Source organism: Novosphingobium sp. FSW06-99, assembly GCF_001519065.1.
Taxonomy (GTDB): domain Bacteria; phylum Pseudomonadota; class Alphaproteobacteria; order Sphingomonadales; family Sphingomonadaceae; genus Novosphingobium.
Genome location: NZ_KQ954251.1, coordinates 369,053 through 381,020 on the forward strand (window position 1 = coordinate 369,053; position 11,968 = coordinate 381,020).

The window sequence follows — 11,968 nt, forward strand, 5'->3', positions numbered from 1 at the left end:
GCCTTTGGGAAATATCAGGAAGATGATCCCCGGGGCGCCAGGGGGAAACGCCCCGGGGATCGGCCGGGTCGATCAGTCCGCCGTGCTGTCGGCGGTACCGGACCACAGCACCTCGGGGCGGGTGCAGATGAACAGCGGGTAGCTGTAGGCTTCCATCCGCCACCACATGTTGCGTTCCCAGTCGAGGATCGGGATCACGTAGTATTCCTTGCCGGGGGTGTTGACCCACTGGAAGGCTTCGCCCGGGGCCATCACATGGCGGAAGATGCCGGGGGCGTCCTTGGGGAAGAACTTCACCTTGTTGCTGGGAATCGCGATCGTGGTCGCATCGTCCGACCCACGATAGTTGATCCAGGTGATCCCGCCGAAATAGAACGTGCCGAACGCCCAGTCGCCGCGCAGTTCGGCGGCCTCCTGCCAGTTCTTGTAGGTATCGACGACATCTGGGTGCGTGATGAACGCGTCCCAGAACTCGTCGCCCGCCAATGCGATGACCTGCGTCGAGGGCAGGAACGCGCCCTTGGCGGCGCGGCGCATGCCGCGCACGATCTGGTTGATCAGCGGGCGGATCGTGCCGACCGCCTGTGCGGCCAGGTCGAACACCACTTCGGCGGGCTGCGCGATCTGGAATTCGTTGAACCAGTTGTACAGCAGACTGCCGTCCGCATCGGTGAGCAGGCCCTGGATGGCACCGAGGCGCATGTTTTCCCAGGTGTACTGGATGCGCGGGATAAGGCCGGTCGGCCCGGCCAGGCGGCGCGCAACTTCGGCCTGGACCTGCATCAGTTCGGTTTCGGTGCCGAACGCGCGAATGCCCTGCAGCTCGGCGGCGGTGATCGTGTCATCGTGGCTGAGCCGCACGGTCTCGAAATAGCGCATCTTGCGCTGTTCCGTCACGCGGTCGGTGGACGGCGGCGCGCCACGCTGCGAAGTTTTGATCAGGTTGAGCACGCCGGTGCGCTCTTCGATGCCGAGCGCGGTGGTGCGGATCGGGAACGGCTCGAACAGATTCATGTCGCCCAGGATCTGCGGATTGTGTGGAATCCGTTCGACGGCGGCAGTCAACTGAAACGTCGAAAACGGGTCCGACTGGAAGATATTCAGGGAAACCATGTGGGGCTCCATCTAAGGGAGGGGCACCGCTTCGCAGCGGGGGCCAACGGTCTTGCCCAAGGACCGGAGGAAGGGCGGAATGCGAGTGGTTAGCTGGCCTGGATGCCCAGCGCGGAAAGCGCGGCGATCGCCGCATTCTGCTGGGGCGTGGTGGTGACATTGGCGCCCCAGACCAGCTCGCCGACATTGACGCGGCAGGGGCCGCGCACGATGGCCGCAGCCAACTGCGCGGCACTGGCGGTGTTCTTGTAGCCGCTGCCCAGGATCGCGCAGGCGTTCTGCAGGCCGTTGTTCTGGGTGGGGTCGTAAGGCGCGTACTGTTCGGTGCCGACCACCGTCAGTGCGAAGCTGTCACCGGCGACAAAGGCCGTGCCGCCTGCCGTGATGGTAAAACCGAGGCCGCCGGCGTTGAAGGCCGCGCCGGTTACGCCATGGCCGACTTCCTGGCCATTGGGCCCCAGCACGACATATTCGGTCGGTGCCTCGAAGATGACCGAATAGTTGCCGAGCGCAGCCTGGCTGCCGACGGTGATGGCGCCGAACGTGCCGTTGCCGGTGTTGGTGCCCAGTGCGACGACGCTGCCTGTGCCGGTCAGCAGCGCGCCCAGCACGGTACCGGCGGTGATGGTGCCGTAGCCTGCAGCCAGAGTGATCTGTGAGCGGGTAACCATGCCATCCGAGGGTTCCCAGATGACAAAGCCCCAGGCATGCCAGGTTTCGGTGAACGGAGTGACGGTAGGACCGGTCATAGCGGTGGTCTTTCACAAAAAAGGCCACCGCAGCGGGTGGCCTGGAAGGGTTGACGAGGGTGCGGATCAGCGCTTGTCGGGGCCGACCACTTTGGCGATGGCATCACCCCAGCCCTTGGCGGCAGCGGCGCTGTCGCTGGGGCCGGACGGTGCAGTGATGGCGACACGCGGGTTGAGGCTGCTGCGCGCGTCGGAGCGGTCCTGGTCGCGCGACATGCGCGCCGCGCGCTTGACCCGGCTGACCGCGTGACCGGCGCCGCGCGTGCCTTCCATCTGGGTGAGCGCGGTTTCCAGAACGGCGGGGTTGCCCATGGTATCGGCAGCGGCTTCGAGAATGGCGCAGCAGCGGGCGCGTTCGCGGCGGCGCGCGGCGGCGGCAGCGGAGTGGCCGTTCATTTCGCGCTCGTCCTCGTCGTCACCATCGTCGTCATCGTCTTCGGCGCGGGCGCGCTTGGCCTTTCGGCCCTTGCGCGCATCCTCGTCGTCGCCGTCGTCAGCTTCGTCATAGCCGTCATCGTCGTCGGCGCGCTTGGCCTTGCGGCCCTTGCGCATGTCACCATCGTCGTCCCCATCGTCGTCGGCGCGCTTCGATTTGCGGGCATTGTCCTGGTGATCGTCGTCGTCGCGATTGTCGTCTTCGGCGCGCTTGGCCTTGCGACCCTTGCGGGCGCCTTGGTCCTCGTCATCACCCTCGTCGTCTTCCTCGGCTTTGCGGCCGTCCTTGCGGTTGCCGTAATCCTCGCCTTCGTCGTTGCCGTCAGCGGCGCGACGGCGGCGGCCACCCAAAAGGTGGGCAAAGCGGGACGATCCCGCCATCAAAGCAGGTTTGGTCATCGGGTCTTCCTTGATGGGGCGCGAGCTGCGCGCCGGATTGTGCGGGCGTGACCCGCGTTATTGATCGAGGTAGTCGAGCAGCGCGCGAAACGCCTCATCGGGCGCCATGACCGCATCGGCCAGGCCGTAATCGACGCCGGCGGCGCCCAGATAAGTGCCGGCTTCGGTGTCGTAGACCTTTTTGCGGGTCAGCCCGCGGTTACGCGCGACCGTGCGGTCGAACAGGTCGCCCACTTCGTCGACATCAGCCTTGATGCGCGCATAGGCATCCTCCGACAGATTGAGCACTTCGGAGCCCTCGCCTTTCAGCGCGCCCTTGGTGATCAGCGTCACCTCGATGCCCTGCTGTTTGAGTGCTTCCTGCAGGCTGACATGCATGACGATCACGCCGATCGAGCCGGTACCGCCGGTGCGTGGCACGGTGATGAATTCGGCCGCGCTGGCCAGGGCGTAGGCCGCCGAAAAGGCGTTTTCGCCCAGGATCGACCAGATCGGCTTGATCGCGCGGGCGCGGTAGATCGTGTCGGCCAGATCGAAACACCCGGCCACTTCGCCGCCGGGGCTGTCGACATCGAGCACGATGGCGTCGATTTTGGGATCGGCCAGGGCCTCAAGCAGGTTTTGCCGGATACCGTCGTAGCCGGTCATGCCGGAATAGGGCCGCAGGGTGCCGGTGCGCTGCACAAGCGTGCCGCGCACCTCGATCACAGCAACGTTCTCGACAGTGTCGAAACCGCGATCGCTGCGACCGTTCGATACGGCACCTTCATCGTCCATCCAGACGAAATCGCTGCCGCCCGCACGGGTGATCGCGGTGATGCCAAGCCGTTCGGACAGACTGGCCATGATGACCTCTGCCTTGCTGGGCAGGATCATCAGCGGCGTGTTGAACAGGCGCTGCGAAAGCTGGGCGAAATGGTGCATCAGGCGGCTTTCCTGCGGCGGGACGGCGTCTGGATATCGACCTCCGTCGCATGCTTGATTTCGGCCGGTTGGCCGATCGCGGCGATCAGCGCCTCGATTTCGTCGGTCGAATGATTCACCCGAACCGGATCGCCACCAGCCAGGTAGACGATGCAACTGTCCTGCGCGGGATTGAGGCGCGTGATCGCGTGCGCGTTGAGGCGGGTCGTGGCTCGGCCGCCCCACAGCGTGACGGTGAAGAACTGCGGGATCATTGCGCCTCCGGCTTTTTGTCGACCTGGCTGGCGCTCGCCTCGGCGCCGATCCATTCGGGGCGCGGCAGGCCCAAGTCTTTCATCCGCTGATATTCGCGGGCGCGCTGATCGAGGTTTTCCTCCCAGTCCGATCCCTGTTCGGCGCAGACTTGCTCCAGCGTCGAGAACCCGGCATCGAGGCCCAGCACTGCGCCCTGGCGCTCCGCGACCGGGTCGACCCAGCCACGCGGCGCGCCCAGCCACCGGCACCGTGCATAGGCCGTGCGCATTTCGCGGAACGGCGGCGCATTGCGGGGCAGCGGGACCAGCTTGCGATCGTGCAGCTCTTCCAGCCAAGTCGCATAGACCGGGGTTGCAGTGTTGGCGTAGAAGTCGGCGGTGCGCCGCTTGAACATCTTTTCGGCCTCGACGATGCCGGCGCGCGCGCTCGACCAGCTCGATTCCGAATAATCGTTGTGCGCCTGCTCGGCCGACAGGCCCATGACCTGTCCCATCGAGCGGAGCATTTCGTGCGTGAACGGCGAAAATCCGCTGCTCGGACGTTCCGAGGCAACTGTCTCGATCTTTTCGCCCGGCGCCAGCGTGGCGACCTTCGCGCCGGTCAACGCCAGATCGCTGTCGCGGTGGAAATCGCTGCGCATGTCCTGGTACCAGCCCCAGGCCTCGTCTTCTTTCTCGGGATCATCGAGCGCCTCGCGCACCATGTCCTGGTCGAATGGGCTGGTGACATAGAGGCCGAACGCGCTGGCCACCGTCGCAGCCTGCAACTCGACCTGATAATACTTCGCCAGCATCTTCATGCGGCTGAGAACCGGGGCGAAGATCGAGATCCCGCGATGCTGCTGAAACCGGTCGGGGTCGTAATCGTGGAACACGCGCTGCCAGCCATCGGGGTCTTCGCGCGCGACCCGTTCCCACTGCATGCTCTCGGCGGCGTCGTACCAGTCGTTCTGGTGCGCCTTGCGAATGTGATAGGCGCAGGCGACGTCATCGTCGTCGATTTCGACCCCGCCGCGCAAGTATTTGGTGTCTGGCGCCTGGTACGGGTTGGACAGGCGATCGGGGTCGACGCCCTGAAAGCAGGTCGCAAACGCTGCGCCCTCTGCCAGCACGCGATCCTGGCGCCAGTGCGACAGGATCAGCGATTCCCCGTCGACCAGTTTGTGTGCCAGCGCGATGCGGAACATCTGCGTCATCGTGTGGCGGCGCGACACATCGTTGTACCGGCGGATATCGGCCGACCAGGTGCGCCAATAGCCCTCGACGGCCGCCCGGTATTCTTCGGCCCAGACCATGTCGAAGCCGAGCGCGCGGTAATCCGGCTTGGCCACCAGGTGCAGGTGACCACCGATCGTGGAATCGAGCAGACGCCCGACCGCGCCCTTTGCCCAACCATCGTTGCGATAGAGATCCCGCGCCCGGGCAGTGACCCGATCACGGTAAAGGTTGATTTCGCGGTCGGGCGAATTGACCAGCGGCAGCCAGTCGCCGGTGTCGGGCGACGTCCAGTCCTGCGCGTCGTAGGGAAACCACTGCGGCTGCTGCCCATTGAGCGCGCGCATACCGCCGCGAGGCGCGCGCGCGCGTTCGCGGATGCGCTGGATCGTGCCCGGCGGAATGACCTGGCCATTGGGGCCGAAGATGGCGGGTGCGCTCATCGAAAATAGGGCCTCAACGGGCGACGCGCGCGGCGGACGATGCCCAGTTCCTGCTGGAGCTGGCGGATCAGAACATTGAGCGCACCCATGTCGGGCGCGCGATAGGTTACCGATTTGGCACCATCACCCTGCGTATAGCTGGCGTTGGCGATCTGGGCGCCGGACTGCAGTTGAAACAGCGCGGTCTGCGCGACCGACAGCCATTGCTGCAGTGTCGACTGTGCAACCCCGGTGAACACCGAGGGGTGATCAAGCGACATGGTGATCCAGTGCTATCGGGCAAGCCGGCGGGTGAAGCCCGGGCGCCGCTTGGTATCGGCCTTCGCCGCGGTGGTGGGTGCAGGCGCCGCCGCCGGCGCTGTTGCCTGCGTGACCGCCGGCGCAGCCTGCCCGAGGTATGCCCCGCAGACGTCGTCGGCGAGTTTGTTCAGTTTCAAGCCCATGTGCATTAACCCGTGAAGTGCGGCATAGGCATAGACCCGGCAGTCGAGCGCTTCATTCGCGCGGCCCGCCTTGGCGACCCACTTGCGCCGGCGCTGGCTGCCATGGCCCTCGTAAATCATGTCTTCGGCCAGCAACTGATCGAACCGCACCCGATCGGTCGCGGTAGAAAAGTGCATATAGCCGGGCCCCGGTTCGCTCTTGGCGAGCGAAAACCGGATGAAATCCTTGGCGGCGTTGACCCCGATCACCACCGGGCGATAGGTCTTCTTGGTGCGCGAGCTGGGCCGTTTGATCGGCCAGACCGGGTTGGTGAAACCGGTCCGCGCGCTTTCACCCTTGATGCCCCAGACCTTTCGGCCAAGGCGCTGTTTGGCAAATTCGTAGACGGCGTCGGTATGGTGGCCGCCGGTGTCGATGCAGGCCGCGCGCATCGCGAACGGTCGACCATCGGCGCGTAGCCAAATCCTCTGCAGGTATTCGTCGAGTGCCGCCTGCGTGCCTGGATGCGAGAATTCTCCGTCGATCACTTCGTAATCGATCGACCAGCTTTCCTCGTTGCGGCCCCAGCCCACCACCTCCATTTCAATGCGGTAATCCTGGACGTCGATGCCGATCGTGATCAGCGCGACGCCGTCAGGCACTTGCGCTTCCCAGATCTCGCACCGCGCGGTCAGCGCATCGACCGACACCTCCTTGCCCGTGTTGCGCCGGTAGGGCAGCGCCATCTGGGTGTTCCACCAGGGCTGCAACCGGTCTTCGAAGCCCTGTGCGGCCAGCCACTTGCGCGCGATCGCGACAGGGCGGTCTCGCTCCCAGGGCGAAAACAGCTTGCTGGCGTTGAAGCCCGCATGATCGTTCGGCACCGCCCATTTGCCGCAATGCTGGCATTTCGCGCGATAGACCGCCCAGCGATCGGCGCTCCACCAGTCCCAGATCCGGCCGACCGGATCACCGTCATACGCGCGCCAGGCAGATTCGTAGTGATCGAGCGGCGCCTGCCATTCGCCGCAGCATTCGAACCGCCTGGTCTGGTGCCAGCGGATCGTGACCAGGCTGCGCAGGCGGTCGGCCTCGGTCCACGGGCAACCGCATGCCTCGCACAGGATGTGCGCGGTTTCCGGCCGGTGCGTCTTTCCATCCTCAGCGCGATCCCAGCGGACGTGCCTGAAATCGAGAAACAGCCGGTGCGCGCAGTGTGGACATTCGACGCTGGCGCGCCGCTGATCTGATTCCAGCCAGCTCGCCTCGATCGCGCTCTCGCCTTTGACGGTTGGCGAGCAGCAGCGGATCGAAAGAGCGTTGCCCGAAAACGAGGCCAGGCGTTCGTCGCCGATATCGGTCGCCAGGCCCTCGCGCGTGACGACGTATTTGTCGATTTCGTCGTAGAGGATGATGCGCAGCGGTCGCCGCGCGAGGTTGTCGGGGCTGCCTGCCCCGGTGAGTGCGAGAAACCCGCCGGGGAAGGCCTTGTAGAAAATCGTGTCGTCGCCGCTGCGCGTTTTGGCGGAGCCGACGATGCGTCGCAGGACCGGGGTTGCGGCAATGAACGGTGCAACCCGCTCTTTGCTGAACTGCTCGGCGGCGTCGTCCTTGGGCTGGACGATCATCATGGGGCACGGGTCGAGATCGGCGTGGAAGCCGAACACGTTTTCGATCAGCGACGTCTTGAGCAGCTGTGTCGCGACCATTGCGGTGATCGTGCCGACGCCCGGTTCTGTCGCCGCCAGCATGGGGCCGCGCGCGATCTCGACGTCTGACGTGCGCCATCTGCCCGACGTGCTGCCCGACCCGCGCGGCTTGACCCTGTTGCGGTCGGCCCATTCCGGCACGCTGATGCGTGGCGGCGGCCGCCAACCGCGCGAAAACGATCGCGCAAGCTGGGTGGCTGGGTCAGGTGGTGTGGCCCTATTCCTCGTCGAAGTCGGGCTCTTTTTCGCCAATCCTTTCGAGCTGCTCCTGGACATAGCGGTTGAGGGCCTCGACTACGGCGGCGGTGTCGGCGCCGAGGTCCGCGGCCAGCAGTGGTCCAACGCGTGCCGGCCAGGTCATCCAGGCGTCACGCGCCTCGCGGGCCAGCTTGAAAAACTGGGCAGCGGCGCGATCGACCTCGATCAGCTCGCCCGCCTCTTTGCGCAGGTTCATCAGGTGACGTGCCGCGAGGACGTTTTCCTTGATGCGCTGTGCGTCGACCTGGCTGCGATAATGCCCCGCGTTCAGTCCGGCGAGAAACTCGTCGATACCGCCCAGGTTGGCCGTGTCGACGGCGGTCTCATCGAAGGCGTCAACCGGAATGGCCTGATCGTCAACCGGCTCACTCGCACCGTCAACCGGTTGACCCGCTTTGAACAGCCCTAACCCTGCATCGCGCATCCGCCGATCGGACGCTTCCACGTCGACCATGTCGCCGGAAAAGGCCAGAACTCCGCGGGTTTTCCATTTGCCCGCTGCCTGTTTCGACACACCATGGCGCTTGGCATACGCGGCGATCGAACAGGTTGCCATGGGGTCAACCGTCAACCGTCAACCAGGTTTTGGGGGTCGTAGCTGGCCTGAAAAAGGGGCGCGCAATTACCCGCTTCGTCGGAGGGTGCTGGAAGGACCCACAAAAATCTGTGCGGCCGGAGGGCTGCCGTCTCCCGTGACCATCTCATCGCGCTGACGCCAATGCCCTGGTCAATGCGGCCTCGAACTCGGCGCGTGCGTGGCGGCGAACATAATCCTCGGCACGCTCAAAAAATGGGAAGCGCTTGCTTGTCTCGGTCGTATCCTCGAACCGGATCAAAAGCTTCAGACCGGTCCGAACATTACCGATCTTCCCAAGCGCACCCTTCGTCCCGCGCGCGCCATCTCTGCGCACCCCAGCGCTCGGTCTCTGCCAAACGCCATTGATTGTCTCGCCGGTCCGGAGCTTCACAACCCCAACAAAAATGTCCTTCCGACCTTTGAGTGACGCGAGCTTGTTCCTCGGGAGGTTGCCGTACTGGTTGACCCCGACCTGCTTTGGCACAAGCATTGCGCGCTTGTTGCCGATAAATCGCGGTCCGCCGAAAATGTACGGCGCCAGATATTGGGCCTGGATATCCTTGGCCATGACAAACGAGGCCAGCGCATCCTTCGTTGCCGGAACAATCCGGAAACCCTTTTGTGTGAACGGCGTCGGACTGTCGAACGTGTCGGAAACTGTCGTGGTTTCCAGTTCGCTGACGCCCTTGGCCAACTTGGTCAGCGCATCGGCGGCAGCGAACTTGACCTGCTTGTTGCCGAAATCGAGCAGCGCGCGATGCAGCGGCTTGAGATCGAAGTTGATCCCGATATTCAGCACACCTTGTCGAGCTCAAACAGCTCGGCCGACACGCCTTGGTTCAGAATATCGATCATCCGCCGCGCATCTGCCAATGCCGCTTCAAGCTCATCAACGCGCCGACGCAGGCTTTGCCGCGCAAACGCTGTCGGGCTGGGCGAAACGCTCGCCATGTCGAGCGGGATCATCGTCATGCGCCCATCGCCACCGCGGCGATAGAACCGAAGGTACGACTTCGACCCAAACACCTTCACGCTGTCGTCGATCGCGCGCACGATATCGGCCCAGCGCGGATCATCAACCTCGAGCCGACGCAGCGCCAGGATCGAGCCGGTGTCGACCTTGCCTTCCTTGTCGGTCTTGAACGCCTGTGTCACCAGCGCGACCAGCAGCGTATCGGCACCCTCGGCCCGCTCAAGGATCAACTCGTCGAGCAGCTTCTTGGCCGACTGCAGCTCCGGCCCAAAGGCGATCTGGTCGGCAACGCAAACCTTGACCTGCAGCGAGCCATCAATCGTCGAAAAACTGCGATTGCCCTTGGTCGACCGCTCATTGCGCACGCCATATTCCTGATCGAGCAACGCGTCGAAGTCGGCGATATCGGCATAACAATGCGACTGGAACCGACCTAGCTCGGCAGACAGGTCCTCGGCATAGGCGCACATCTTGCGCACAAACTCGTCCTGCAACAGGTCGGATGCCTTGATGTTGGCTATCGGCACCAGATCGCCACGCGCATTGCGCAGATAGGTCGATCCGCTGATGACCACCGCGCCGGGATGTTGGGGTTGCGTCATTGCGATCTCGCCTCGTGCATTTCGCGCAACACCTGGTCGACCCGGCCGCGCCAAGTCACATGCGATTCAATCTTGCGCAGCCGCTCGATCTCGTCGGCGATCGCGCGCACCGCCCGCTTTGTCAGCGGTACCACGTCTTGGTCGGAGCCGTCCGCCCATTGGCGCAGCTCTGTGACGTCGATCGTCATGCCAGATCGACCGTGAGCATACTGAACTCGGCGGTCAGTTGCAGGCGCGGAACGAAGTCCACAACCGTGCCACAAACCTCGATATCCGCGATGAGCATGCCTGGAATCTCGAAATCCGCGGGAGGCCAGAATGGCAATATGCTTTCGGTCACAGCAGGATCGTTTGACCGCTCCCACTGGATCTGGAAATCGTGCCGCGCCCCCGAAAGCGTAGCCGTCATCCACGGCCGCTCGTCGTGCGAGATCAGCGTCGCATGCGGCCCGGCCGATGCCAGGATGCTCCGCCGAACGCGCTCGCTCATCGCGCGCCCCGAAATGCTGATCGGATCGATCCTGCAATCATCTGCGCCCGTGCTTCCAAAGCAGCAAAATGACGCTGATCGCGCATACCAAGTCGAACTTCGCCGACCAGCTCGTCCAGATCGGCAACAGCGTGGTCAAGCACGGTCTCCACGCTTGTCGGCGCTGCTGGCGCAATTGCCCGGCGGGCTGATGCAGGCACGGCAGCCTCCGGCACAAAAAAACCCGCTCGGCGCGTGGCCTGCGGGCGATGGATGCAATTGTGGTGGGGTCGATTTGCCAGTTCGGTGGTCGTTTTGGGAGGGCCCGATTTGTGACCCCCCGAAAAATCTCAGGCCAGCCCCGCGTGCGCCTGCGTCAGATCTTCCTCGCGCACCCAATCCCGTGCCCAGCGCAAATGGCGCGGCCACGCCTCCAGTGCATCCACCAGCAACCGCCGCAACCGCCGCACACTCACCCGGTGACTGGCCGCCGTTTCCACGAGCCCGATATCGCCGACGATCAGATCCTCGATCGCGCCACGCGTATCGCCCAGATCGGTGCGCCAGCGGCGATAGGCGATCTCGCGCCGCACTTGCCCCAGGCCTTCCCAGAACGCCCCGTCACCAAATCCTCCGTGATCGACGCGCGTCTCCATGCTCATCGTGCGCACACCCACCGATCGCCCGATCCGCTCGGCCGCCGCCGCAATCTCTTCCGCAGCGCCCAGCGCGGCAAGATCGATCGCGCCGGAAAGATACAGCCGCGCCAGCGCGCCATCGCGCCGCTTCTGCGCGGCGGCATGCGTCGCCGCCGTGCCAATCTTGTGCCCAAAGCGATCCTCGCGGTCGCGCAAGGACAGGCGCACGGCACGCTCACTCGCCGCCAAAGCCGGATGCATCTCCGCCCACTTTGAATGGATCTTGCGGCGCCGGGCTTCAGCCACGGTTTCGACCCGAGCCTTTGGGAGTGACTTTGCCTTTTTCTTCGCCATCGCCACGCATCCCGCCAACCATCAGCCGGCGCCCGTCGTAGTCGAGCACGGCAACGGCCTGCAGGGCCCGATTTGTGACCCCGCCCTCGGCGGGCGCCACGATCCGCGCGTGATCCGCATCGACCGTCCACCCCAGATCGCGCAGCACGCGCAGCGCATCATCGCGCGCTTCGGGCAGCACAAGCCCGCGCGCGCCCGGCGTGCGCAGCAACAGCCCTTGTTCGGCCAGCTTGCGCACCGCCTTCTTCACAGCCGTCCGGCTTGCGCCCGTGGCCTGCCCGATCTCGCCATAGCTGGGCCCCTCGCCCCACATGCCGATATAAACCCGGGCAAACTTCAGCACCTGCAGGCGCAGGCTCACCATGTCGGGTGACAGCCGCAACGCAGCGGCAGGGGCATCGCCGTTCATCCTGCGGGCCTCAGGCATGAACGG

Annotated in this window: 16 protein-coding genes; 1 reads left to right on the plus strand and 15 read right to left on the minus strand. The window is 64.7% G+C overall.

The annotated features are described in order from the left end of the window. Positions 1-72: 72 nt before the first annotated feature. The 13 genes from AQZ49_RS01675 to AQZ49_RS01735 form a co-directional block, all read right to left on the minus strand. Complete coding sequence (locus AQZ49_RS01675; protein WP_067612572.1) at positions 73-1,113, minus strand: major capsid protein; 1,041 nt, start codon at positions 1,111-1,113, stop codon at positions 73-75. 89 nt (positions 1,114-1,202) lie between these two features. Next, positions 1,203-1,862, minus strand: a complete 660-nt coding sequence (locus tag AQZ49_RS01680) for a head decoration protein (protein ID WP_067611866.1) — start codon at positions 1,860-1,862, stop codon at positions 1,203-1,205. A 66-nt stretch (positions 1,863-1,928) separates the two neighbouring features. Beyond that, positions 1,929-2,696: a hypothetical protein gene (locus tag AQZ49_RS01685; RefSeq protein ID WP_067611870.1), complete on the minus strand. Its 768-nt coding sequence runs from the start codon at positions 2,694-2,696 to the stop codon at positions 1,929-1,931. A gap of 57 nt (positions 2,697-2,753) precedes the next feature. Then, positions 2,754-3,620, minus strand: a complete 867-nt coding sequence (locus AQZ49_RS01690; protein ID WP_067611873.1) for a S49 family peptidase — start codon at positions 3,618-3,620, stop codon at positions 2,754-2,756. Continuing rightward, positions 3,620-3,874 carry a hypothetical protein gene (locus AQZ49_RS01695; RefSeq protein WP_067611876.1) on the minus strand — a complete coding sequence of 85 codons (255 nt, stop codon included), beginning with the start codon at positions 3,872-3,874 and terminating at the stop codon, positions 3,620-3,622. Before AQZ49_RS01695 ends, AQZ49_RS01690 begins: the two co-directional genes overlap by 1 nt. Continuing rightward, entirely contained in the window at positions 3,871-5,532 is a 1,662-nt protein-coding gene (locus AQZ49_RS01700; RefSeq protein ID WP_082701252.1) for a phage portal protein, read from the minus strand. The genes AQZ49_RS01695 and AQZ49_RS01700 overlap by 4 nt, the downstream gene beginning before the upstream one ends. Continuing rightward, on the minus strand, positions 5,529-5,792 hold the full coding sequence (gene gpW / locus AQZ49_RS01705) for a gpW family head-tail joining protein (protein WP_067611878.1): 264 nt from the start codon (positions 5,790-5,792) through the stop codon (positions 5,529-5,531). Before gpW ends, AQZ49_RS01700 begins: the two co-directional genes overlap by 4 nt. 12 nt (positions 5,793-5,804) lie before the next feature. Beyond that, positions 5,805-7,805 (minus strand): phage terminase large subunit family protein, encoded by a 2,001-nt coding sequence (locus AQZ49_RS01710; RefSeq protein WP_067611881.1) that lies wholly within the window; start codon positions 7,803-7,805, stop codon positions 5,805-5,807. 76 nt (positions 7,806-7,881) lie between these two features. Further along, entirely contained in the window at positions 7,882-8,478 is a 597-nt protein-coding gene (locus tag AQZ49_RS01715; protein ID WP_067611884.1) for a hypothetical protein, read from the minus strand. A gap of 145 nt (positions 8,479-8,623) precedes the next feature. Further along, positions 8,624-9,298, minus strand: a complete 675-nt coding sequence (locus tag AQZ49_RS01720) for a hypothetical protein (RefSeq protein ID WP_067611885.1) — start codon at positions 9,296-9,298, stop codon at positions 8,624-8,626. Next, a complete protein-coding gene (locus AQZ49_RS01725; protein WP_067611888.1) occupies positions 9,292-10,074 on the minus strand; it encodes a DUF3164 family protein in 783 nt (260 codons plus the stop codon). The genes AQZ49_RS01720 and AQZ49_RS01725 overlap by 7 nt, the downstream gene beginning before the upstream one ends. After that, a complete protein-coding gene (locus AQZ49_RS01730; RefSeq protein WP_067611891.1) occupies positions 10,071-10,262 on the minus strand; it encodes a hypothetical protein in 192 nt (63 codons plus the stop codon). Before AQZ49_RS01730 ends, AQZ49_RS01725 begins: the two co-directional genes overlap by 4 nt. Beyond that, positions 10,259-10,564, minus strand: coding sequence for a hypothetical protein (locus AQZ49_RS01735; RefSeq protein WP_067611894.1), 306 nt, complete (start codon positions 10,562-10,564; stop codon positions 10,259-10,261). Before AQZ49_RS01735 ends, AQZ49_RS01730 begins: the two co-directional genes overlap by 4 nt. 68 nt (positions 10,565-10,632) lie before the next feature. Here AQZ49_RS01735 and AQZ49_RS22910 point away from each other — a divergent pair, with 68 nt between their 5' ends. Further along, a complete protein-coding gene (locus AQZ49_RS22910) occupies positions 10,633-10,755 on the plus strand; it encodes a hypothetical protein (RefSeq protein ID WP_255355391.1) in 123 nt (40 codons plus the stop codon). Between the two features lie 138 nt (positions 10,756-10,893). On the opposite strand, the gene AQZ49_RS01740 is transcribed toward AQZ49_RS22910, so the two are convergent. Further along, positions 10,894-11,487: a hypothetical protein gene (locus tag AQZ49_RS01740; RefSeq protein WP_156428071.1), complete on the minus strand. Its 594-nt coding sequence runs from the start codon at positions 11,485-11,487 to the stop codon at positions 10,894-10,896. Further along, entirely contained in the window at positions 11,480-11,944 is a 465-nt protein-coding gene (locus tag AQZ49_RS01745; RefSeq protein ID WP_067611900.1) for a LexA family protein, read from the minus strand. The genes AQZ49_RS01740 and AQZ49_RS01745 overlap by 8 nt, the downstream gene beginning before the upstream one ends. Positions 11,945-11,968: the final 24 nt, after the last annotated feature.